Origin of the sequence: Pseudooceanicola sediminis (assembly GCF_003575965.1) — a bacterium.
Classification (GTDB): Bacteria; Pseudomonadota; Alphaproteobacteria; order Rhodobacterales; family Rhodobacteraceae; genus Pseudooceanicola; species Pseudooceanicola sediminis.
Map to the genome: position 1 here is coordinate 1 of NZ_QWJJ01000024.1, position 23746 is coordinate 23746.

Genomic DNA, 23746 nt, shown 5'->3' on the forward strand with positions numbered 1-23746 from the left:
TGGCCGGACGCAAAGCTGCGATCCGCGCGTCACGCTCGGACTGCCGAGCCAGCACGGCGGCGAAATCAATCCTGGACGGCGCCATCGGCGCGGCCAGGGTGGGTTCGATCTTGGACATTGGAAACTCCGAAATGAGGGAAAGGATCTGAACCCCGAGGCTCTCTCTCGTCCTCCTAGGCTCACATCCTCCCCTGCCCTTCTCTGACTCTCGGGCGTCACGCCGCGATCTGCAGTGCGCGAGACGCGAAGACACGCCAGAGCGGATCGACAAGACGAGCATCGAGAACGTCGGCGTGGTGCCGCAGCCGTCGCGCGAGGCCATGTTCATGCCACTCGGCCGCTCGTATGGCATGCGCGCGGGTCTGGCTGGCCTCGGAGACGACGGCGCGGGCCTCGGCGGCATTTGCGACAGGATGGCACCAGGCCATTGCGCCATCGCTGGCGGCTCCAGCCAGAACGAGGCGGTCCTCTCGATCGAGGATTGCCAGGATACGCGGCGCATCCTCAGGGACGAAATCCTCCGCTTGATCGATCGCGCTCTGCATGGCCTCGGCCAGCGTGGCGAAACGGTCCAGAATCTCGGGACGTGCCTGCCCAGACATGAGGCCCGCAGGCGCGCGGCACGCTTCCGTGAGTGCGAAGGGCAGGCTCGAGTCTACAACGGCAGTCGGGAAGCTCGGCGGCAAACCTGCTTGCTGCGTTGCCGGCGGAGTTTGGGAGGGAAGATCAAACATGCGAATATCTCCGACGGTGCGGGAAGCCACTCTCCCCGCTACAAACCGTCAAAGACCGAACCGCCGCCCTCTTCCTCGAAAGGGGCGACGGCTGCAGATCCGAAAGGCGCGTCAGAGCTTGGCCAGGGCCCGCAGGCTCAGTTCTGTCCCGGCGCCGACGATGATGTGGTCGTGGAGCGTCAGGCCGAGATACTTGCAGCCCTTCTGGGTCTCCTTGGTCATGCTGAGATCGGCCTCCGACGGTGTCGGATCGCCCGACGGGTGGTTGTGGATCAGGATCAGAGCGCTGGCGTTCAGCATCAGAGCCCGTTTGATCACCTCACGCGGATAGACCGGGACATGGTCGACCGTGCCGATCGACAAGAGCTCATCGGCGATGATGCGGTTCTTGCGGTCGAGATAGAGAACGTGGAACCGCTCGATCGGCCCGCGCACCGTCAGCGCACAATAGTCCATCAGCGCTTGCCAGCTGCCGATGACCGGGTTCTGGCTGAGGTAGCGGCCGAGGATGTCGCGGGCCTCGAGGATGACAGTTTGTTCCTGGGGGGTCATGGGGGTCTCGCTGAATTGCGCACACCGAAGTCCCCTGCCCTCTCGGGGCGGGGCCAGTGGCGTGCATGTGGAAGAGAAAAACGCGACCGCCGCGGGTGCAGGCGGTCGCTGTGCCGGGCTTCGCGTCAGCCGACCCGGTCGAGGAGCTTCTTGGCGCGCCCTTCCATGTCGAGCCGCGCATCCTGCTGGGTCTTGTCGCGCGCAAGCCGGGTAATCCCTTGCACGAAATCGAAGATGCTCTCGGGTGGGCGGCCTTCCTCCATCAGCACCTTCTCGATGATCTTGCCGGATTCGGCTTTCGAGAAACCGCGCTTGCGCAGGAAATCCGCACGGTCTTCGTCGCTGCGCGCCACGACTTGCTGCCGTGCTGCCCTGATCCCATTCACGAATCCTTGCGGCGAGGAGTTGGCAAACCGCGTCAGCGCCGGGGCCGCCTCATGGGCGAAGCGGGAGGCGGCGTATTTCGAGTGGCGGATCTTGATCTCCTGGAAATCCTCGACGCCCCAAAGGTTGCGGTTCTGGCACACCGCCCGAAGGTAGAAGCTCGCCATGCCAAGGGTCTTCGCCCCCACCTCGGAGTTCCAGCAGTAAAATCCCCGGAAGTAGAGGTCGGGAGAGCCGTCCGCCAGCTTGCCCGCCTCGATCGGATTGCGATCGTCGACCAGAAACAGGAAGACGTCGCGGTCCGAGGCGTAGAGCGTGGTCGTGTCACGGCTGATCTCGACGTCGGGGTTATAGACCCCGGTCGACCAGTCAAGCACACCCGGCACCTTCCAGCGCGTGTCGCCGGTGCCATTGCCCGCGATGCGCTGCACCGCCTCGACAAGCTCGAAGTCATGGATGCGACCGTAGTCGGGACCGGTCACGGCGCGCAGTTCGGTCCGGCCATCCTCCGTCTCGAAGGTCTTCACCTGCTCGGCGCGGTGGTTGGTCAAACCGTATTGCAGGTTGATCCCCGCCAGCGGCGCGGGCAACTGCCGCAGGTAGGAGGCCGGCGCGCCGACAATGCTCGCAAGCTGGCCGAAGGCCCAGTGCGTGGGCGCGACCGGCTCATGCGCTTTCGGAAGAACCAAGTGCAGCCGCTCTGCACTGTCGCGCGCAGCCTCGACACGGATGTCGGCGGTTTGCACCACCCGGCTGCGGCTGCGCTCAGAGCGACCCTTCACATTGGCCCAGAGATCGTCGAGCGACAGGTACCGCTCGTCATCGGGCCGGTTAAACCATTCGGACGACACCCGCCCGTTCCGCTCGCCCCGGCTCACATCCACTTTCCAGCCACCGGCCCGCGCCGGCTGAACCGGATCCATAACTTCCACAACGCCCATCGGCTATCTCCCGCGACAGGCGCCGGGAGCCACTCTCCCAGCCCTCAACCCGTCACCGGGAAACCGGCACTCCTCTCACTCTCGGTGGCCGGCTCCGCCGCGTTAACTTCCGCGTCGATGTCAATGCACTATCGGGAAAACGCAATCGGGTCCAACATGCGGAGGAGCAAGTCTATTTGATCTTCTTGAGTTCCTGGATCTCACGGAGCGCGGCACGTTCAAACCGCCTGATCTGCTGAGTGATCTTTTCGTCATCGCCGAATGCGGAGGCGCTGCGCCGCCCATAGGAAGAAAAGTTGCGTACGATCCGAACACCTTCGTCGTCACGCACCTTCAGGTGGGTGAAACGGCGATACAGGCGTTTGGTGTGTGCCTTAGTCGATTTTCCAGATGCGATGTTTCTCTCCGCGATCTTGCGGGTTCGGCGCATCGCCCTTCGCATCTTTCGCCACTGCCGAGCGAGGGAGCTTTCTCGAATGGCTGGCCCCTCTTCGTGGAGCGAGAAGCCTAGGTATTGTGCTGCTTTTCCCGCTACGACGCCCGTACCCGTGAACTCGGTCCTTTCGGTCTTGTGGGGAGAGATATCCAGCTTCTCTGCCTTGATGAGATCCATGATTTTGGCTTCGGCTGCTGCGGCGTGAGCAGGGGCGCAGATCACCAAGATGTCGTCCGAATAGCGGCGATACAAAGCACCGATGCTGTCGCAGAAAGCGTGCGCTGCCATGTCGAAATCAATCATGTACAGGTTCGAAGCTGCTGCGCTGATGGGGGTGCCCTGAGGGATGCCTCGCCGATGCCCCTTTGCCAGTTCGGGGTTGGGGTGAAACTTGATGCCATTGGCCTTGAGCTCTTCGACACTGGCGATCCGGTCGCGGCTTTTCTCCTTGAGCCGGGAGGAGAACGTGGCGTTCGCCTTAAGCTCTTCCATATCAACATAGTGGAACGCGGTGATCGCCCGAAACACGCGCATCCAGTGTTCGGGCAGCGAGGTTACGCCCAGCACTGCCTTTAGGCGGCGTTTCAGGAGCGTGTGGTCAAGGTTGTCGAAGAAGCTGCTGACGTCGAACGCCAGTATCGTGACGGGGGCATGGGTCTTGGCAAACGCAAGCACTTCCGCCGAGAAATCGTAGTTACCACGCCCGAGTGCACGATAGGCCAAAACGCTATCGGAGAGGCCCGCGGCGTTATAATGGGCGTCCAGCAACTTATTCATCTCGCTGGCGTAGAACGAAAGTATACAGGCGTCCCGGTGCGATGCGTATTTGATCGGGCGGTCCTTCGAAGTGATCGTCCGCTTCCCTGTCTTCGGGCACTTCTTGTAGCGTTTCTCGGATTTCGTGTAGTGCAGGAGTGGGAGGAAGGAGTGCTTGAGCACGAAGTCCGGGTCCATTGCCTTGCCAGCGAACTTCTCGCCAACGGGAAGATCGAAATGGCGGTAGCCTCTAGACTTAAACCAATCGAGCGGCATTCAGCCTCCTTGTCGCAGAGTTCGGAGGACTGGCCCTGACCCTGGGCTCCGGATTGTTAGGCCGGGCGTCCCCCGAACGCACGCCACCTTCTGTCAGCGTATACGTTCAGCGTCTCACTTCCGAACGCCTCGCAGACACGGGTCTCGAAACGCGAGGTGGTATAATGTAACCGTGGAGGTCCGAGCTATGCTCAGTGTCTCATTCAGTCTGGCTCTGGTCGCGGCGATGCTGTTCGGCATCGTGCTGCCAGGTCACCATAAAGAAGTTGACAAGTTCAACGGCCAAACCCGTGGGCCATTTCCCGCGGGCAATAACGATTTGGTGAGCGAGTGTCGGCAATTCAAGGTTGCGAAAAACAATTTTGCCAATCAGCGTTGGTGTCAGCAGTTGGAAAACCCGGCAAGCTTCCCCGCCGGGCCCGAGGGGGAGACCCCGTTCCTCAGAACGGGATCTCATCGTCGCGGTCGACCAGCTCGGGGTTTTCGTTCTCGGCCGACTTCGGGCGGCTCAGGAAGTCGACCTTCTCGGCGATGATTTCGCAGCCGTAGCGGTCGTTCCCCATGCTGTCGATCCACTTGGTGTAGTGGATGCGACCGTGGACGAGGACCTTCATGCCCTTTTCGCAGTGCTCCGCGACCGTCTTGCCGAGACCGTTGAAGCAGGTGATGCGGTGCCATTCGGTGTCCATGACCCGGTAACCGTTCTCGTCGCGCATCACACGGCCTTCCGAGAGGCGGGGGCGCGAGGTGGCGAGGCTGAAGTTAGTGATCTTTGTGCCGCTCTGGGTGGTGCGGACTTCGGGGGTCTGACCGATGTTGCCGGCGAGGATGACGATGTTCTGCATGATAAGCTCCTGTGTTTCCTGTCTTCGGGACCGTCCCTTCGACAAGACCCTGAAAAAGCCCGTCGGGTGACGCGTGCACGGTGGACGGAACGGACGCCGGACACCCCCAGAGGACCGGGGAGGAGCGGGCAGGACGCCAAAGGCGGCCAACACGGCCCGGGCTGACGCGGGGTTGCGCGCAGGAGACCGAACGGGATTAGGGGATTGTCAGTCGAAGGGATGACCCAGGAGACAGAGAGATGCGGGGAGCTCATGCCGGACCATGTCCCCTTGCCAATAGGGATTGTTTGACCCAAAACCCAACACCCCACCAGCGGCGCAAATGTCGATCATCGGCTCTCGCCCCCCTGCCCTTCCCTTCAGGGAAATGCAGGGCCTTGCCGAGACAGGCTATCGATACCGGTATATTCAGGACACGAACCGCACCAACGGCTGATTTCGATCTCGGGACATTGTCGCCCAACGCTCTGCAGAAAATGCAAAAGGAAGTCGCCGGGGCATTCTCCACGGTCTTGGATTGGTGCATGGCGAAAGGTTGCACCAAGGCGGAAGCCATCGCCAAGGTATGGACTACTTCCTGGCCTAACTGATCGGGGAGAGTGGAAACCGCTTGTGCGCCGGTATCGTCGGATTTCCGGCTCCCTGAGCTCTTGGCGCCGACCTGGTCAGGTCGCGGCCGAAAACTACGGCTATTCGTCGATGTGGCGGCGATAGATTGACGGCCGACGACATGGCCGCGCGGAAAACGCCGGTTTCAGTCTGGGTTGGACGGATCAACTGCGTCCAACTCGAAAATCGTTGCGTCGGGTTTTGGTCCCATCACACGCGTTGGCAGATTAGGCGCAGGCAATTGACCTCTGTGGTGCCCCTTCACCAACACAACCTTACCGCTGCGATAGCGCCGCTCATGTTCGCTCACCCAATGGCGAACAGGGCCGCTTCGCCCGTCCTGGACCTCACGCTCGAACTCAAGGCGAGCCTGCCGCTCCTGCATGTGAGCCGCGGCCTGCGGACCAATGCGGATTGTAAGATGGGATTTCTGCGCGCCAAGAATCCAGGACTTCCCGAACTTTCGAGCGGTCTTTGCATCCTTGGCTGTGAACGTCTCGTTTTCCGTGGGAATGATGCCACCCAAGTCCGGGGAAACCAGCATCGCAAAGAGCGCGTAGGGGATGAAAAGATCGTAACCTGTTTCAACTTGGTGCACCGTGCGCCGACCGTTGATCATTTCCTTCGTATCACCGCTCCGCACACGAAAATCGACCATGGAACGGCTCAATTCGACTTCGACGTTGTCGTAGTTCAATTCGCCTGTCGGAGTTCGCTTCACAAGCAAAGCGCAGATTGGGTCGACGACCCGCGAATTCTCGCGGCGATGGAACATCGTGATGCGCAAGTGACCCTTGTTTCGATCATCGATGAGATAGCCGCGTAGACCAGTGCCTATGGGTTTGTCGTCATGTCTCGTTACAGGTGAAGCCCGTTCAAAGCGCGCGACACCCAGCTCTCGATCATCAAATTCGACCCAAACAACGTCGGCGGGGAGCTTTACCTCACCCAGAATGGCCATTGCGGGAAGACCGGTTTCCGAAGCCTGCTTGGCGACTGCGTCATGAAGCGTATCGGCATAGGCTGCAGCCATATGGTCGAGCAGGTACACTTTCGCCTGCTGCAGGGCATCGAGCGCATACTCGCGAAAAAGCCTCAGATCCTCGGACGGCGTAAAGTGCCAAACTAAGTCGTCAGCAGGAGCCGATTTACCCGCAAGCGATGAACCGTATAAGGAAATCAATGATTTGTAGAGCATGCGACGTAACCTGAACCAAATACAACGCAGTTTCCGACGAACCCTGACGATATTCAAGCTGCATTCATTGCACTACAATTGACCGCTGATGTCTGGGCAAAGTCAGATTGGCTGACGCTCGAGCTTGTTTTCTTAATGCAAAGGCATGTCGACCATCGTCGGCTCATTTTGCCGGTCGGCCGGAACGGTGGACAGGCGAAAGGCCCGGATCGGAGCCTTGCTCCGAACCCGAGCCGTCTTCGACCCCGTTGGCTTCACGCCCACGGGTCGATCTCACCCACCACCTGAACCTCGTCTCCGTCGATTTCATCAGCGGGGACGGCGCCATAGGTTCCATCACCGGCCTGGAAGACGACGATCGAGACCATGAGCGTGGCGGCGAGGGAAGCGGCGAAGGCGTGAGCATCTTTGCGGGACATCTGTTTGGCTCCTGTCTTGGAGGCGGAGGACCATCCCCCGCGCGACAGGACCCCGCAGGCCCGAAGACTGGCTGACATCACCGGGTGCGTTCGGCTCGTCCGAATCCACCCGGCGGCACGGGCTCGCCCGTAGTCCGACCCCTCACGGGTTGATCTCGAAGACGGGATTCGGGGCAAGGAAGGGAATGGCGAGCGGGGGATTGTGCGACCGCTGACTGGAGCCGGGTGTCCCGCTGATGCTATCGCTGCCAGCCTCCCGGGCAGGCTCTTGGTAGAAGACCTCGTTCCGTGTTGGAATGGATCCTATGGTGCACCGCGATCTCGCGGGAAAGGGTCGTGATGGGTGAGAGGCCCGCGCTCTGGCGGGCCCCTTGGGTTCTACATAGGCTCAGGCGGCAAGTTCCGCATCCCCTGCCCTATCGCCGCCCTCGCTGCCGACGATCTCGAGCCGCGCGTTGCGATAGCCTTCTCTGGCGATCCAGAGTTCCGCAGCCGTGACAGACTCGGCCAGGTGGAGCAGCTCCATGCAACCGCCGAAATCCAGCAGGACACGCACCTGCCCAGGCTGTGGTTCCTCAGCGACCTTGAAGGTCAAGGCACTGTCAGCAGAATGAGTCCGCATGATCGTCACGAGAATGACCCCGTCCGAAGAGAAGTTCCCCTCGTGCAGCGTGAACGACGCCGGCGCAGTCCAGGTCGGATAGGGTCGCGGTGGCTCCTTCTTGACAAGACGGCCGACGCCGTTCGAGCGTTCCCAGGCCGCGAGCTTCTTTGTGAACCGAGCGGGCGGCTTGGGACTGCTGTCGGTATAGCGAATGAGCGCCCCCAGGGGCGCATCATCGAGAATAGTGGTTGCAGACATGATTCCTCATCCTGAATGCGTCATTTTGCACTCATCATATTGATATTATTTTGTTTTATGTGATTGAGGGCGGGTTTCCCCGCCCCCGGATGGCGCAGATCACTCCGCGGCCATCATCGATGCCTCATTGCCCGGCAGGTCAGCGGTGAGGAAGGCGGGCAGATCGACATCTTCGGCCTGCTCGGTGCCGGAAACGGGCTCAGACGCCCCCTGCCCTTCCACACCGTCGAGTGCTGTCAGATCGTGACGGCAAAGAACCTCCGGCAACCAGCCGCTGCCTTTCAGCAGACGCTCGGCTTCGGTCGCCATCTCGCCCTTCTTCAAGTGATCGAGGAGTTGCGCCGTCCCCTCCCCCTTTGCCTCGCACACGGCCTCGAGGATCCGTGCCTTGGGCACGCGGTTCAGATAGGTATCGGCCGTCGGCTCCCAACCCGCCTCGACCATGTCGAGTTCGACCGCCTGTGCGACCAAGTCGGACTGGGTCATCCGCTTGGTCAAGCCGCTGGCGGAGATACCGGCACCATAGGGGTTCACCTTCTCATGGAGCGCGTTGATCCCGAAGCTGAGGCAATGCGCGAGCAGCGAAAGCCGGCTCTCTTGATCGAGGGAAGCCAGGTAATCCCAGAGAGCGGCATCGTCGCCGAGCGGCAAGTCGGCCTCCCACTCCGCGTGGCGGCCGTCCACCAGCTTGGCCACCACGCTGTCCTTCAGATCGCTCGCCTGCGCGGACATGTAGACGTGACGCACCGAAACCTCGAGGCAGCTGCCGGCCGAACTGGACGTCCGGAAGGTGTCATTGACGAGCTTCAGGAGCAGCAGCGTCAACGCGACGTCGGGTGAGCGCCCGACAGCTTCGCGCAGTGCCAATGTCCGGTGCGCCGTCAACTCCATGACCAACCGCTCAGGCAAGGGCTTCAATGCACCATCGTGCTCGTCGTCCGGCACGTTGACGCCAAGCGCTTGACCAGCAGAGGTGATCACCGTGCCGTGGCCGACACCATCCGTGCTGCTCGCAGATGAAAGCTCAGCGCCCTGCCCGTCTGCCACCTGTTCACCTCTGTGGACGTCGACATCTGCCCGTGGCTCATCCTCGGGCCGGACAAAGCCCCGATAAACGGCAAGCTCGCCATAGCGGTCAAGCGTCACGAAAGCCCCTGCCCGTGCGATCTCCTCATCGTCGAAGATCAGCGGCCGGGCCTCGAGCTTCTCCATCGAGACTTCCAACTCGCCAAGTCGCACGTCGATCTCTTCGGGGAATTCATCCTGACCTTCGTATTCCTCTTCGAGCGCTCGGTATTCGGCAAGCAGCTTGGCATGGGCTGCGCCTTCGTCATCCGTCATCGGCGCCGGGTCGCCATTGAGCCGCCGCAAGCCGTGGCTGTAGCCATAGGGTAGGTCGAGCGAGACCTCGATCCATTTCCAACCTTCGGTCGCGATGGCTTCGGCTTCGGCCTGAAGCTTCTCGCTGACCAGACGATCGAGCAGGGCAGGGTCTTCCAGCCAGCCGCCGTCATCGCCCTGGAAGAGGTCATGCAACATGGTGCCGCCCGCCGCCTCGTAGGCCTCGACGCCGACAAAGACGGCGCGCCGATCCGATGCCCGCACCGAGGTTTCCGTCAGCATCCGCCGGATCTGATAGGGCTCCTTGTTCCACGAAGACTTGATCGCCTCCCAGACCCGAACCTGACGCTCGTGATCCGGATTGACCGTGAAGGCCATCAGCTGCTCCAACGTCATCTCGTCCTCGGCGTAGAGCTCGAGCAGGGCAGGGGCCACGGCGGCGAGTTTCAGGCGCTGTTTCACCACCTGCGGCGTGACGAAGAAGGCGGCTGCGATCTCTTCATCGCCTTGCCCCTTCTCCCGCAAAGCAACGAAGGCGCGGAACTGGTCGAGCGGATGCAGGGCTGCACGCTGCATGTTCTCAGCGAGCGAGTCGTCTTCGGCGAGGATCGCGGAAGTGGCATCCCGTACGATGCAGGGGATGGGCGTCGTCTTGGCCAGACGCTTCTGCTTCACCAGGAGTGACAGGGCCTGAAAGCGCCGGCCGCCAGCGGGGATTTCGAACTTGCCGGTCTCGGACCCGTCATTCGCCAGAACGGGCCGAACGCTCAGGCTCTGCAGCAACCCGCGGCGGGCGATGTCTTCGGCCAGTTCCTCGACCGAGATGCCGGCCTTGATGCGCCGGACGTTGGACTGGCTCAGCACGAGCTTGTCGAAGGGAATGTCCCGGGACGGGGACAGGGTGACTTTCTGAGCGGATTTCGCCATCAGATCTTCTCCACGACGGGCGCCGGAAGCCACTCTTCCGATCTCACTTCCCGTCACCCCTCCAACCAACAAACCTTTCCCTCTCCTGTTCTGACGCTCCCGAGACAGGACCTTAACAGCTGTTAAGTCGTCAGTCCCGAGGTGGCGGAACAGTACGCAGTCTCTCAACCTTAACAGCTGTTAAGCTGCAGATCGTCGTCCAATCAATGCCATGACCATCGGGCCACAGGAAAACTCACCGGCCACAGCTTTGGCAGTCAGAGCTCGCAAGTATCCACCAGGCGATCTGATGTCCTCAAAGCGTTCCAGCATGGCAGAAACGACGATCGACGCTTGCTCCGGACCCATGAACCGCTGCGCTTCTTCCCATGCAGATGCACTGATCCCCATGGCTGGTCGCACATGGCATGCCGCATCGAAAAGCTGGTGCCAATGCCGGATTTCGCCTTGGTAAAAGGTCTTGAGCGAGGGACATGCCGCAATCACCAGGTGCAGCGGGATCTTTGGCAGGTGTCTTGTGTCCTGTTCATCGACGTCAGCCACGGGCTCATCCCTGTCCACATCTGGCACGCCGGCCGCCGCCCCGCTTTTTTCTAAAGCAGGTTCAAGATCTATAGATTCTTTATTTGAATTATGATGGTGACGCTCAGATCGAGCATCATTGGTGTTCATTTCTTCTGTTTCAGAACCATCAATGATGTTGCGTGCCTGATCAAGGAGAGCTTCAAGATCGGCTCGATATGCCGCGAGGTCCTCAATTGAAAGCTTGCGGCGAAGCGCGCGCGCTGTGAGGATAGCCTTGTCACGAAGCTGGTCCCAGAAGCCTAGGCCTGGCTGCATCTCGTCTCCGAACTCCGCGAGGGCCGCGAGATCACGCCGCATGAGGCTTACAACCTCTCTCAGACGCCTGACGCGCTCCTCAGCCTCACGTACGGCCTCTGCGGCCCGTGCTATCTCCTCGGACTGGCAGTAGAGCGGGGAAAGATCGAAGCCAAAGGCGACGCGCTCTTCGCCGTGCTTGCGGACGTAGCGCTTTCCATTGGGGCTATCACGCCGCTGGAGCAAACCAGCCTCGACAAGACGCGCGAGGTGACGACGCATAGTGGAGCAGGGCATACCATTCAGGCGCTCACAGATCGCCTTGTTCGAGGGGAAAACTACCATCTCGGCGTTCCCGCCAAGTGCATCGTCTGGAAAGAAGCTGAGGAGACCCTGCAAAACAGTCAAATCACGTTCTGACACGCCAAAGGCCGCTTGCGCCTTGGAGAGCTCGCGCAGGAGTTCCCACTTGTTGACGGGTCTGCCCGGAACAGATGCCTCGGGTCGCTCGATCACGCGCAGATGGGCGTGCGAGATCGGCCGCATAAACGGCGAAATCGGTGTGTACTCCATGAAAACGTTCACGAAGGCAAAATTTCTACGGCCCGCGAATCGCTTTGCGCTTGCGGGGTAGGGGCCAGAACGCTACATTCAGAAGTGCGAAAACTGAGATTTTGTAGCGGGCTGATCCCGGTGCGAAACCTTACAAAGGTCTCGTGAAGCTAGCTTCTCGGGGCCTTTTTCTTTTTGCCTGTATCGTGCCTCCTTCTTGTTGGTTGCTCTTCCTCAGTCTCCTGAACGCTTCCAGCGCTCATGAAGCTCGGTAATCAGCTTTGGGGCATTGCCCTCCAACCAGCTGATAAAATCAGGTTCATCCGTAGTCAGATCGAGCTTAAGCTGCTTGCCTTGGCGGCCGGTCTTAACCGTCGCAGCTCCGACACCGGGGATCGCCAAAGCAGGCACGCCCTTTCTAGACGGGTTTGCTTTCTTCTCTGGGCTCTTCGCAGCTGCCAGAACTGCGAGAAACGCACGCTCAGAAACCTCATCGACCGAGCCGGAACTTTCGGACTTGGCTGCATGAGCTACCGCTTGCAGTTGGTCTCGATCACCGTCGTAGGTACCCAAGGCCTTTTTGAGCTCTTCCCATCTCGGGCGACCAATCCCGGGAGCCGCACCAATTGCCTGGATGAGTTCCTCGCCGACCGTCCGAACGACACTCAAGAGTTGTGAAACCCCGGCTTCGTGGAGGTTAAGGACTTCGGCGACACCTCGATTGGTGCGCTCAGCCCCTTCCAAATGGTCACCGTCCAGAAGCGCCGTCGCAACAAGCGCCCGTTCAATAAAGCTCAGATCACGACGCTCTTGGTTCTCGAGAAGCTGATCTCGAAGCGCTTGATCACCATCAACTTCCGTGACGATGGCTCGAACTTTGATACCGAGTTCGCGACATGCTTCTAGGCGCCTGCGGCCATAGATCAGGTTGTAGCGATCGCCTTCCAGTGGGCGGACCAATACAGGCACACGCTGACCGTTCTTGGAGATAGAGTTCTTCAGGCCCTCAACTTCAATCTGAAGCCTGTCATCCAACCGTCCTTCGGTAACAATCTGCGCCGGATCGATCTCAAATACACCACCACGCAGTCGGCGCCCTTCAAGAGCGTCAGGAGCGTTGCGAAGGGTCTGCAGCGGCAGGCCGAGTTTAGGCTTTCTTGCCATTCCGCCCCCATGTGTTCTGGATGATTTCAGCGATCTCATCGTTCACTGCGTTCATGGATTCGATCGCACGATCAAACGTCTGACGCGTGAAGTCCTTCTTGTCAGCTTCGTAGAGCGTTTGCTTGGTCAAGCCGGCATCAGAAATTGCGGTCGATTCAACCATGTGATTGGTCAGGACCGACCTCCCAAACAGCCCGCGAATGAAAGCGATGACTTCGGTTTGTGGCGCGTCGCCGACTTTGTATCGCGTTGGCAAAAAGCGCAGCCAATCGAAGCGCAGATTTGCGCCTGCATCCCTGATCACTCCCAGGAGATCCGCAGTCATTCGCAGGAATTGGGACATCGACATGAGGTCAAGCATCTGCGGGTGAACCGTCACGAGGACACCCGAGGACGCGGAAAGTGCTGACATCGTCAAGAAACCAAGCTGCGGCGGGCAGTCGATCACAACAACGTCGTAGTTCGCTTCAACACTATCGAGTGCGTCATGAACTCTCGCGAAGAACGCTTTCGCTCCGCCTCGCTGGATAGCAGCAGGCGTCTCGTGCTCGAACTCCATGAGTTCAAGGTTGCCCGGGATAAGATCAAGGCCACGGATGTAGGTCTTGCGGATCACTTCGGCGATCGGAACCGGATCGTCATAGCGAACTGCATCATAGAGGGTTCCGCCCTCCATAAGGTCGAGTTCCGGCTGGATTCCATGAAGAGCTGAAAGGGATGCTTGAGGGTCGAGATCGATCGCAAGAACCCTGTACCCCTTAAGCGCCAAGCGTTGAGCGAGGTGAGCAGACGTCGTCGTTTTGCCGGACCCGCCCTTGAAGTTCACCACTGAAACGACTTGAAGCTCGTCACCGTCGCGACGTCCAGGCACGTAAGTTCCAGACTTCTTTGCATTTCCTTCAAGCGTTTGACGGATTTCCCAGATATCATCGAGCGTATAGCGGCGATGACTTCCAGCTGTCGTCTCGACGTCAACGATCTTTCCTTCTCGATGAAGCTTACGAAGATAGGTATGATCGACGCCAAGGAGTTCAGCAGCTTCGCCGCTGGTCAAAGTGCGCATCACCTTCTTTGCATCCGGCGGGAAGTGGGCAGCGCGCTGAGCATGCAGGTTCGACGCGAGAAGTTCCGCGTAGTGCCCGATGGCGATGTCTAGATCCTGCTCTACTTCGCTCATGTCTGCCCCGATCCGTGGGCGCGTTTTTTATGTGACCGCGCGTTATTTTTCGAGACTATTGCCCGACCAATCAGATTCGTGCAAGCACTTTCTAGATTTAGTGGCAATCGGTTAGGCCAACACAAGTGTGATCCTCAGAGGAGCCCCAGCTTTTCAGCACGCTCCAGCAGCATTCTGACTGAGGAAGGCTGCCAGCTGGTGCGACCGCGAGGGGTGCGCTCACGCATGGATTCCAGTCGGTCGCAGATTGCCTGCAAGGTGATCTCCGGGTCAGCACCTTTGATTGCGGCGACAATCGCAGGCAGGCGATCGTCGGTTTCGCGACGTCCAGCGCGCCCAAGCACTTCAGCGGGCAGGAATCCGTCCCTCACGTATGCCTTCACGGCGCGGAGCAGGCGGCCTTGCGTCCAGTGCCGATCATGGGGCAGGGGGCCATTGATGATCCGCAGGACATCTTCCCAAGCCATATCGGGGCGCAAACGGCGCACATGGGGCACCCAATCCTGCGCAGTTTCGTTCAAGCGCTCCATGTAGCCGTCCTGTCGCGCCAGCCGCACCTTGCGCAGCGCTTCAGGGTCCTTGGCGCGAAGACCTGGGTTGCCGCCGACGCGGCCCTTTGAGCGTGCCGAGGCAAGTCCGGCTTTGGTACGCTCGCGGATCAGAGCGCGTTCGAACTCAGCCGCAGCGCCCAGAACCTGCAACGTGAACTTGCCCTGGGGCGAGGCAGTGTCGATCGGGTCCTGGAGCGAGCGGAAGAACGCCCCCTTGCCCTCCAGTCTTTCGATCACCTCAAGTAGGTGCGACAAAGACCGCGCAAGCCGGTCGATCCGCACGACGACCAGCGTGTCGCCCTTGCCAATCCGCTCCAGCACACGTGCAAGCACGGGCCGCGCGCGATTGCCGCCCGAGGCGTGCTCTTCAAAGATCTCGGCGCATCCCGCAGACTGCAGTGCCTCAGACTGGGGCAGGGGGGTTTGATCCTCGGTGGAGACGCGCGCATAGCCAATCAGGGGCATGAAACTGGGCCGTTTGCAATTTAATATATCGCCAATAAACGACCGTTTGTAAACAGATGCAAGGGCGCTCTCTGTGGTGCTGCTCATCAAAAACCCCTTGGTTTTCATAAGCTGAGCGCGATCAGAGAGATCTCGCAGACCACCGCGTGCGCGTGCTATATAAGGTGTACAGGCGCACCCTGACAAAACACTTGGGTAAACTGCAAAACTGCCGTATTTTGCACATATGAAGCCTCAAGTAACTACGCAGTATGATAGTTTTGATGATCCTCTAGTGGATGCGGAGGGGCTTGAAGTGACGTCTGAGGACGATCTGTGGTTCCTGCCCGGTCCGATGGAAGTGGAGCCGGATTATCTGCCGCCCGGACCGAGGGCAGAGCTGCGTGAAACCGCAGTCCTCGACGACTGGCGGAAGGCAGAGGCAGGCAATGCCGCCCGTCTCGCCCGTGTGGCGGGCCGGATTGGCGCGCTGGATGACCGTCTGCACCGTGGCCCGGAGGGCTGGCGGCATAGGCTCGCGCTGATGGAGGCGGCAGACCTCAGCTGGTTTGTGGGCGACCGAATTGGCCCGGATCGGCTGGCACTCTGGATATCCATGCGCCTGTCGGGTGTGCAGGACGACCCCGCAGCACTCGCGCGTGTCGGATGGGCGGTGCGGCGTCTGACAGGCGGTCCCGGCCCAGAGGTGGACCTATCCGCTTTCCTCGATCGCCGTGACCCTGAAAACATGGCCAATGAAGCCGAGCCCTTTGCGGATCGCGCGGTCGGTTGGCTTGACCTGATGGCGCAAGCCGCCGACCTGCACTCGATCACACGCGCCTGCATGGGGTTTCACCTCTGGAACCTTGCGGGCCTCAGGCAACAGGGCGACCGGACGGAAGCAGCGGTTACCGCCGCACGCATTGCCGCGAGCGAAGGCCCGAATTCGAATCGCGGGGCCATCTTTGCGCCTCTGGCTATGCGCGGGGCAGGGGGGCTGCGCGCCAGTGGCCCACCTGCTGAGCGCTTGGAGCGTTGGCTCGAGGGAATGGAAACAGCATGCCTGACCGCGATGCGGCACCTCGACGATATCCAGGCATGGTCTGTGCGGGCGGAAGCCATGATGGCCCCGCTGTCTGGCAGGACACCACCTGCATTGCGCGCTGTGCTGACCGAATGGCCCCTCGTCTCCGCCCCAATGGCCGAGACCCTGACCGGTGCCAGCCGCGGCGCCGTCCAGCGCAACCTTGCTTGGATGGAAACGCGCGACCTGATCCGCGAGGTGACCGGACAAGGGCGTTTCCGCATGTGGCGGGCGATGCCATGAAACACCTCTACAGAAGCACTCGTTTTGGTGCGTAACATCTGTTGATAGTTCAACGGAGGCGCTGAATCGTGACAGAATGAAAATATGAGACAGTCTATTTCGACGCGCGGCTCAGCAATAGTAGTCAGATGGATTTGCAGTGTTTTCACCTATCTGTGGGATCCTCTAGTCGCTCTAGCCTCAAATTCTTTATTTCGAAATCACGAAAGAATAAGTCTCTTGGGCGCACAAACTGGGGCACGAAAATTGCGATCTCCCCGTGGACAGACGGGGTCAGTTTATAGAGTTGGGCGACCGCCCCATGAAGCCGAAACAGCCGATCACCGCTCAGATCTTGATCAATGCCGCCGTCGCGTACATGAAGGCGATGCCGCCCAGAAACCCGACCCCGCACGCCGCGCCTGACGGTGTCGTGGTTCTGGGCCCGGCGATGCGTGCCGACATAATGCTCGATTGCCCTGCCGACCCGGGAACCACGCTTCCAATCGTCGACCGCGCCTATCGCGATAATGAATTCAACCTGCTGGATGTCGTCTTTGACGACACGCCCTTGCGTGCCGCGCCGCCGGAATGGGAAATTGCCCTTCCAGCCAATCCGCTTGTCGAACCTGATCTGAACGCGGCCCGTCGTCACGAAATCCTGTTCACCGGGGGCATGATGGGAGCAATGGTCGAGCGCCAGATGGGCCTGAGCCAGTCAGGCAGCATGATGGGCGGAATGATGGGTGGCGTTGTGGGCGGCGGCATGTGGTTCGTCAATGGCGTTGCGGCCGAAGGGCACATGCTCGATCCCTTCCTGACATTGGAGCGCGACGCGAGCCATGTCCTCCACATGACGAACGCCACGGCGTTCGACCATCCGATCCACCTGCACGGCCACTCCTTCCGCGTCATCAGCCGCGATGGCGTTCGGACCGAATTCCCTGAATGGCAGGACACCGTGCTGATCGCGCCGCGCGAGCAGGTCGAAATCGCCCTGGTCGCCGACAATCCCGGAGACTGGATGTTCCATTGCCACATCCTCGAGCACCAGGCGGCCGGGATGATGGGCGTGATCCGCGTCGCATGAGCAGGGGAGCATGCAGATTGAAGTCGATTGAGATCGAATTTCGGCCAAACCGGCGCAAGGTACTCACCGCGGCACTCAGTATCGGCGTCGCTTCGATGTTGCCGGGGTTCGCACTCGCGGCGAGCGATGGTGTTCCAGCGGCACTTGCCTTTGATGGTGATACCATCCTGCTGGCGAGAGGAGGGCTGTTCGTCAGTGATAATGGCGGCCGGACTTGGACCGCGGCAGAGACACCCGGAAAAGTGCTGTCGCTGGCGACCCATCGCGACCGGCCCGGGCTTGTGGTTGCGGGGCTGGCCGAGGGCGGTGTCAGCATTTCCGAAGACGGGGGCGCTTCGTGGCGTATCTTTGAAGCTAGGCTGCCTGACGGAGAAATCACTGCCGTTGCTATCGCCTCGCGGAACCCGGACATGATCTATGCCTCGCTTCGCGGCGACGGGTTGTGGAAGAGCGAAGACGCCGGTGCAACCTGGTCGCTCGCCATGGACCGCCCCTGGCTCGACGACGCAGAGCGCGATCCTCTTGCTCTGGCTTCGGTCGAGCTTGAAACCGGCATGGGCGGGATCTGGATCTATGCGGGCACCGAAGTTGGCCTAACGCGGGTGCCCGATTGCTTTTGTCGCTGGCAGGACGTGCAGCCAGGCAACGCGATGGACGCATTGGTTGCGGGTGAAGCCCCACCGTCCGAAGCGCCATTGCCTGGAGGTGAACCGATCCTGTCGCTGGCCAGTGCCCCCTCGGCGCCGGAAGTGATGTACGCCGCGCTGCCCTCGGGCCTCTGGGCATCGCAGGACGGCGGAGTCATCTGGCAAAAGCGGGCCAGCAAAGCTGCGACCGCTGTTGCGGTTCATCCAAGAGACGAGACCTACATCGCTGCCCTGTTGGGCGGCATCTTGAAAATCAGCCGTGACGGCGGCGCAACTTGGATCGAAACAGGAGAACAATGATGGAGAAAATGATGCAGAGAAGAAACGCGCTTGGCCTGATTGGCAGCGGCATTGTCGGAATGGTGGGCCTGTCCACATCGGCCTGGGCGCAAGCGACAGGCGATATGGCGTCCGATTTGGCGGGCAACGAAAGGCAGATCACCATCTGGCGCGATCCGGGCTGCGGCTGCTGTGATGCCTATGGGGATTATCTCGAAGAACACGGCTTTACCGTTACGCGTGTGGATGACCGCGACTTCGACAAACGCTCGGTCGAAGTCGGTGTGCCCGCCCAGGGCATCGGCTGCCACCTGGCCGAGATCGACGGCTACTATGTCAGCGGTCTCGTCCCCGTCGACATCATCGATCGGCTGCTGGAAACCCGTCCGGCGATAACGGGTATCACCTTGCCGGGAATGCCCGCGAACGCGCCGGGCATGGCTGCGGTCAAGTCAGGCACGCTAAGGACCTATGCCTTTGGCCCAGACGGAATTTCAATTTATGCCGATGAATAAAGGGCCGAAAGATCGATCGGCGAAGTGTACGGTCAGGCGGTCAGTGCACCTCGCTGCCCTAGTGTCCGCGCTCGCGACCACCGGCGTTGTGGTGCTGGCCCAATCGGAACCGGTTGACCCGCGTGTCGAGGGACTGACGTTTTTGGGAGAGCCCGTGCTCGCATCCCAGGTCATGGCAGGGCAACAGCTTTATGCGGACAACTGCGCCAGTTGCCATGGTGCCAGCCTCGAGGGTCAGCCCGATTGGCGTCGTCGTCTTGACACAGGAAGAATGCCGGCCCCGCCGCATGATGACTCAGGCCACACTTGGCACCATTCAGACCGCATGCTTTTTCAGATCACTAAAGGCGGGGTCGGGGCCGTCGTGCCGGGATACGAGAGCGACATGCCGGCCTTCGGAGAGGATCTGACAGACGCAGAGATCGCGGCTATCCTCGTCTACATCAAGAGCACCTGGCCTGAGCGACAACGTGAGTTCCAAGCCGAAGTTTCGGCCAATGACACGGGCGGGTGAAGATCGACAGGGTGTCAGGATAGTATCTTTCGACCAAAACCGATCCACCGGGGGACCAATTCGGCAAATCTGTCCTACTCCGCCCCCTGACTCCCGCTTTACCACGCTAATTCGGACCTGACCTAGTTGGCCGTTAACCCGCCCGCAAGGCAAGCATGTGCTACCAGGGTCGCGTGCAAGCGTTCACGAAAATTTACCCTTGAACCTCTAGCCACTAGAAGTCCTATCTAGTCGACGAGAATTTATATCGTTCTTGCCATTGATCGCCGGTGGGAACCGAAAGGGTACGACATGCTGACAAGACGACACTTTATTCAAACGACAACAGCGCTCTTTTCGGCGACTGTGGCCAACCCTGTGTTTGCCGATAGCTGGCCCACCGAGGCGCAGAAGGCTGAATGGGACGCGCAAGTCAGCCCGCCCGGCTTCGATCCGGCCACATCAAACCCTTGGGGACTACACCCACGTTTCTTGCCTCAGCGTGTGGACGCGAAAAACGGCCTCGTGCCGGGAGACATCCATGTCGATGCGGTCGCGCGGTATCTCTACCACATTGAGGAGGGTGGAACCGCGATGCGCTACGGCGTGGCGATCGCGCGGGGCAACCTCTACGAGCCGGGTGTTTATAACATCAAGCGCAAGGTCAGGTGGCCGCACTGGACGCCAACACAAAACATGATCGAACGCGATCCCGTGAACGCACAATGGGCCGATGGGATGGAACCAGGGCCGGAAAACGCTCTCGGGTCACGGGCGCTCTATCTCTATGTCGGTGATCGCGACACCTATCTTCGGATACACGGCACACCCTATCCGAGAAGCATCGGCGGTCGTGCGAGTTCGGGTTGCGTGCGGATGGTTATGGCACACATCAACGAGCTTTATCCGAACGTCGAGATCGGATCGACAGCACATCTTTATTCGGCTGAGGACAGCGTTACCGCGAGAAGTTGAATGAGGTAATTAACTCTCAGCGCATTGATGTGACGTGCGGGTCGTCGTCACACTTCCCGCGCGACGCAGATAGGGTTGCCGTTCGCCGTGCGCAGCGGCAGCAAGGTCGTTTCAACGGGGCCGCTGTGTTCGTACCAGTAGCACCCGTCCTCGGGCACCAAGCGCGCGGTTGCAACATCCTGATCCGGGGCAGCCATTGCAATCACGGCTTCGGGAACGTTGCCCCGCCGGTCTGCCGAGTCGCCCGGTCCAGTCGGCTGGATTGCGCACCCGGCCGTAAGAGACAGCGCCACTGCAACGATTATTTTTTGCTTCAGCATCAAAACCCGCATCAAGCTTCCTTTCGTGTCTGTTTTTCTTTGCATCGGCTTTTCATGCCTCAAGGCGTGATGGAGCCGATCGCCGCATCCTCTAGCAATAAAACAAACTGAAATACCACCGTATTTTGCTCTTGAAGCTCTAGCTACTGTAGGGGTTATGCCATGGTAAAGCACCCGAATCCAGAGGTCCATTCATGCCGTCCGACACCCATCGTCACGACCACGATCACGCCGAAGATGCCCAGACAAGCGGCGGCAGCTGCTGCGGGGGCGCCGGAACGTGCGGCGACATCGTTCCGACGACGCCCGCGCCATCGGGCGGGCGCAGTTTTCAGGTGTCCGGCCTCGATTGCGCCGAGGAGGTAGCAATCCTGAACAAGGTGGTCGGCCCGAAGATCGGCGGGGCCGAGCATCTCGCGTTCGACGTGATCAATGGGCGGATGACTATTCTCGACAGCGCCAAGAGTTTATCGGACGGCGAAATTGCAGAACTGGTCGCAAGCACCGGCATGACCGCCAAGCCTTGGGATGCCGAGAACGCGTCGGTCGACCAGGCGGCCCATCTTGCAAGACAGCGGCTGTTTACGGCGCTCAGTGGAGGCTTCTGGGCCGCAGGATTTCTGTGGCACATCATCGAGACCGGCATGGGCGGGGCGCTCGGCCTCTTCGCGGGTCACGGCGAAGCGCCGATGCCACTGGTCGAGGCAGGGCTGTTCGCGGTTGCGATCCTGTTCGGTGTCTGGCTCGTGGCACCCAAGGCATGGTCGTCCGCTCGGCGGCTGTCGCCCGACATGAACCTGCTCATGGTGGTCGCCGTGGCCGGTGCCATCGGGCTTGGCGAATTTTTCGAGGCGGCGACAGTCGCGTTCTTCTTTTCGCTCTCGCTCTACCTCGAAAGCTGGAGCGTCGGGCGTGCGAGGAATGCGGTTTCAGCTCTGCTCGACCTCGCGCCGCCGACGGCAAGAGTTCTTCATGATGACGGCTCGGAAGCGGACGTTCCGGCTTCTGCGGTTGCTATCAACGCACGTTTCATCGTGCGCGGCGGAGACCGCATCCCATTGGATGGTGAGGTTGTCGATGGGGCAGGGGCCGTCGATCAGGCGCCGATCACCGGAGAGAGTGCGCTGGTCCCAAAGGAACGGGGCGACGAAGTCTATGCCGGTACGATCAACGGCGAAGGCACACTGACGGTGCGCGCCACGAAGGCCGCCTCGGACACCGTGTTGGCCAAGATTATCCGCATGGTCGGCGACGCCCATGCCCGCCGCGCGCCGGTGGAGCAGTGGGTGGCGAAATTCGCCCGCATCTATACGCCTATCGTCATGGCTCTCGCCATTGCAATTGCCCTGCTGCCGCCGCTCATTTTCGGGGGGGCCTGGGATTATTGGTTCTACAATGCACTCGTGCTGCTGGTGATCGCTTGCCCATGCGCTCTGGTCATCTCGACACCGGTCTCCATCGTCGCTGCACTCACCGCCTCAGCGCGGGCCGGGGTGCTGATCAAGGGCGGTGCATATGTTGAGGCACCGGGCAAGACCACTGCACTGGCCATGGACAAGACCGGCACGATCACCATGGGCGAGCCCGAGGTGGCGGCGGTGCATCCGCTGGGCAAAGCATCGGCGCAAGATCTGATGACCCTCGCCGCTGGGCTGGAGGCACGTTCCTCGCATCCCTTGGCGCGCGCCATTCTTGCGCGGGCAGAAGCCGACGGCATCAAGGTATCCGCCGCGGAAGATACCCGAACCGTTCCGGGCAGGGGACTTGAAGGACGCACAGACGGCCGGTCGATCTGGCTGGGGTCGGACCGGTTTGCCGAGGAGAAGGGTTTCGGCGACGCCATTCCGAAGGATTTGCGCGACCGCATCGAAGGGGCTGGCAGCACCCTTGTTGCCGTGGGCGACGACACCGGTGTCACCGGCATCTTGGAATTGCGCGACCGTATCCGACCGGATGCCAAAGGCATCGTGGCGCAGCTTCACGCGCAGGGTGTGAAGACCATCGTCATGCTGACCGGTGATAACGAGCGGACAGCGCGCGCTGTTGCAGCCGAGGTCGGCATCGACGAGGTCCGTGCCGAGCTTCTGCCCGAAGACAAGGTGACTGCCATCGAAGAACTGGTCGAAACGCATGACATGGTGGCCATGATCGGCGACGGGGTCAACGACGCCCCGGCCATGGCGCGCGCGCATTACGCCATCGCAATGGGTGCCGTTGGTTCGGACGCGGCAATCGAGACGGCGGATATAGCCCTGATGACCGACGATCTCGGCAAGGTGCCTTGGCTGATCGGTCATTCGCGCCGGACAATGTCGATCATTCATCAGAACATCGGTATTTCCTTGGCGACCAAGGGCGTTTTCGTTGTCGCTACCGCGTTCGGACTGGCATCGATGTGGGGCGCGATTGCAGCCGACGTAGGAGTGTCATTGCTGGTGGTGGCCAATGCCCTGCGCCTGCTGAACAGCCAAGAGGCCAAGGCGCCGCCGTCCGGCGGTGAGCAGGTTGGCCCACAGATGGCAAAGGCCGCGCTTGCCCACGGACATTGATCACGCAGCATTTGCAAGGTAACGTAATGTCCATAACAGACCTCACGAAAGAGGCATCGAGCAGTGAAAACCATCCGATTTCCCCGCCGCGCCGTCCTGTTGGGCGGGCTGGTAGCGTTTCTGTCCGGGTGTGCCAGCAAGTTCCGCAGCTATGACGGACCCGAAGTCACCCGTGTTCGGCTTTACAAGGGACAGCGCTTGCTTGTTCTCGACGGAGCCGATCGCGTCTTGCAAACCTATCCGGTCGGGCTGGGTTTCGCTCCTGAGGGTCACAAACAATTCGAGGGGGATGGCCGGACTCCGGAAGGAGTTTACACAATCGACAGGCGAAACCCCAACAGCACCTACCATCTTTCGATTGGCATCTCTTATCCGAACGAGGCCGACATCGCCTTTGCCGAAGCGCAGGGCCTTTCCCCCGGCGGCGACATCTTCATCCATGGTGGCCCACGCCCCGGCATCGACCCGACAAATGTCCGCGACTGGACAGCTGGCTGCATCGCGGTCACGGATCGGGAGATCGAGGACATCTATGCAATGGTGAAGGACGGGACACCTATCCACATCTTTGCATGACGGTCTTTC

The 23746-nt window shown here is 60.5% G+C and carries 22 protein-coding genes; 8 read left to right on the plus strand and 14 right to left on the minus strand.

Annotation, left to right across the window (positions count from 1 at the left end):
• Positions 1-215: 215 nt before the first annotated feature.
• The 13 genes from DL237_RS19295 to DL237_RS19350 all read right to left on the minus strand — a co-directional run bounded on the left by DL237_RS19295 (position 216) and on the right by DL237_RS19350 (position 15008).
• Positions 216-734 (minus strand): hypothetical protein, encoded by a 519-nt coding sequence (locus DL237_RS19295; protein WP_038073803.1) that lies wholly within the window; start codon positions 732-734, stop codon positions 216-218.
• A gap of 111 nt (positions 735-845) precedes the next feature.
• Entirely contained in the window at positions 846-1286 is a 441-nt protein-coding gene (locus DL237_RS19300; RefSeq protein ID WP_119400684.1) for a JAB domain-containing protein, read from the minus strand.
• 125 nt (positions 1287-1411) lie between these two features.
• On the minus strand, positions 1412-2611 hold the full coding sequence (locus DL237_RS19305) for a hypothetical protein (protein WP_038073808.1): 1200 nt from the start codon (positions 2609-2611) through the stop codon (positions 1412-1414).
• Positions 2612-2783: 172 nt separating this feature from the next.
• Entirely contained in the window at positions 2784-4079 is a 1296-nt protein-coding gene (locus DL237_RS19310; protein ID WP_119400685.1) for a reverse transcriptase domain-containing protein, read from the minus strand.
• Between the two features lie 440 nt (positions 4080-4519).
• Positions 4520-4924: a single-stranded DNA-binding protein gene (locus tag DL237_RS19315; RefSeq protein ID WP_008335991.1), complete on the minus strand. Its 405-nt coding sequence runs from the start codon at positions 4922-4924 to the stop codon at positions 4520-4522.
• Positions 4925-5678: 754 nt separating this feature from the next.
• The gene (locus tag DL237_RS19320) at positions 5679-6731 is read right to left on the minus strand and encodes a hypothetical protein (RefSeq protein ID WP_119400686.1); all 1053 of its coding nucleotides are present in this window, start codon (positions 6729-6731) and stop codon (positions 5679-5681) included.
• Between the two features lie 254 nt (positions 6732-6985).
• Positions 6986-7150, minus strand: a complete 165-nt coding sequence (locus DL237_RS20775; protein WP_010138195.1) for a hypothetical protein — start codon at positions 7148-7150, stop codon at positions 6986-6988.
• Positions 7151-7538: 388 nt separating this feature from the next.
• Positions 7539-8012: a hypothetical protein gene (locus tag DL237_RS19325; protein WP_119400687.1), complete on the minus strand. Its 474-nt coding sequence runs from the start codon at positions 8010-8012 to the stop codon at positions 7539-7541.
• A gap of 99 nt (positions 8013-8111) precedes the next feature.
• Positions 8112-10280, minus strand: coding sequence for a ParB/RepB/Spo0J family partition protein (locus DL237_RS19330; RefSeq protein WP_119400688.1), 2169 nt, complete (start codon positions 10278-10280; stop codon positions 8112-8114).
• 180 nt (positions 10281-10460) lie between these two features.
• Positions 10461-11672 (minus strand): plasmid replication protein RepC, encoded by a 1212-nt coding sequence (gene repC / locus DL237_RS19335; RefSeq protein ID WP_119400689.1) that lies wholly within the window; start codon positions 11670-11672, stop codon positions 10461-10463.
• A 213-nt stretch (positions 11673-11885) separates the two neighbouring features.
• Positions 11886-12815: a plasmid partitioning protein RepB gene (gene repB / locus DL237_RS19340; RefSeq protein WP_119400690.1), complete on the minus strand. Its 930-nt coding sequence runs from the start codon at positions 12813-12815 to the stop codon at positions 11886-11888.
• Positions 12799-13992, minus strand: a complete 1194-nt coding sequence (repA, locus tag DL237_RS19345; protein ID WP_043754416.1) for a plasmid partitioning protein RepA — start codon at positions 13990-13992, stop codon at positions 12799-12801. The genes repB and repA overlap by 17 nt, the downstream gene beginning before the upstream one ends.
• A gap of 134 nt (positions 13993-14126) precedes the next feature.
• Positions 14127-15008 (minus strand): recombinase family protein, encoded by an 882-nt coding sequence (locus DL237_RS19350; protein WP_119400691.1) that lies wholly within the window; start codon positions 15006-15008, stop codon positions 14127-14129.
• A 226-nt stretch (positions 15009-15234) separates the two neighbouring features.
• Here DL237_RS19350 and DL237_RS19355 point away from each other — a divergent pair, with 226 nt between their 5' ends.
• The 6 genes from DL237_RS19355 (at position 15235) to DL237_RS19380 (ending at position 20292) form a co-directional block, all read left to right on the plus strand.
• Complete coding sequence (locus DL237_RS19355; protein ID WP_119400692.1) at positions 15235-16314, plus strand: hypothetical protein; 1080 nt, start codon at positions 15235-15237, stop codon at positions 16312-16314.
• 301 nt (positions 16315-16615) lie between these two features.
• Positions 16616-17383: a multicopper oxidase domain-containing protein gene (locus DL237_RS19360; protein WP_233545078.1), complete on the plus strand. Its 768-nt coding sequence runs from the start codon at positions 16616-16618 to the stop codon at positions 17381-17383.
• A 17-nt stretch (positions 17384-17400) separates the two neighbouring features.
• Entirely contained in the window at positions 17401-18330 is a 930-nt protein-coding gene (locus DL237_RS19365) for a WD40/YVTN/BNR-like repeat-containing protein (RefSeq protein ID WP_233545079.1), read from the plus strand.
• Positions 18330-18824: a DUF411 domain-containing protein gene (locus tag DL237_RS19370; RefSeq protein ID WP_009573584.1), complete on the plus strand. Its 495-nt coding sequence runs from the start codon at positions 18330-18332 to the stop codon at positions 18822-18824. The genes DL237_RS19365 and DL237_RS19370 overlap by 1 nt, the downstream gene beginning before the upstream one ends.
• A complete protein-coding gene (locus tag DL237_RS19375) occupies positions 18817-19338 on the plus strand; it encodes a c-type cytochrome (protein ID WP_138919430.1) in 522 nt (173 codons plus the stop codon). The genes DL237_RS19370 and DL237_RS19375 overlap by 8 nt, the downstream gene beginning before the upstream one ends.
• 291 nt (positions 19339-19629) lie before the next feature.
• Entirely contained in the window at positions 19630-20292 is a 663-nt protein-coding gene (locus tag DL237_RS19380; protein ID WP_071167357.1) for a L,D-transpeptidase, read from the plus strand.
• Between the two features lie 47 nt (positions 20293-20339).
• Here DL237_RS19380 and DL237_RS19385 read toward each other — a convergent pair whose 3' ends face one another.
• Entirely contained in the window at positions 20340-20624 is a 285-nt protein-coding gene (locus DL237_RS19385) for a hypothetical protein (protein ID WP_010138178.1), read from the minus strand.
• A 182-nt stretch (positions 20625-20806) separates the two neighbouring features.
• On the opposite strand from DL237_RS19385, the gene DL237_RS19390 reads away from it, so the two are divergent.
• Both DL237_RS19390 and DL237_RS19395 read left to right on the plus strand, forming a co-directional pair.
• Positions 20807-23161 (plus strand): heavy metal translocating P-type ATPase, encoded by a 2355-nt coding sequence (locus tag DL237_RS19390; RefSeq protein WP_071167356.1) that lies wholly within the window; start codon positions 20807-20809, stop codon positions 23159-23161.
• A 63-nt stretch (positions 23162-23224) separates the two neighbouring features.
• Positions 23225-23737 (plus strand): L,D-transpeptidase family protein, encoded by a 513-nt coding sequence (locus tag DL237_RS19395; RefSeq protein WP_018001713.1) that lies wholly within the window; start codon positions 23225-23227, stop codon positions 23735-23737.
• The last annotated feature ends 9 nt before the right edge of the window (positions 23738-23746 follow it).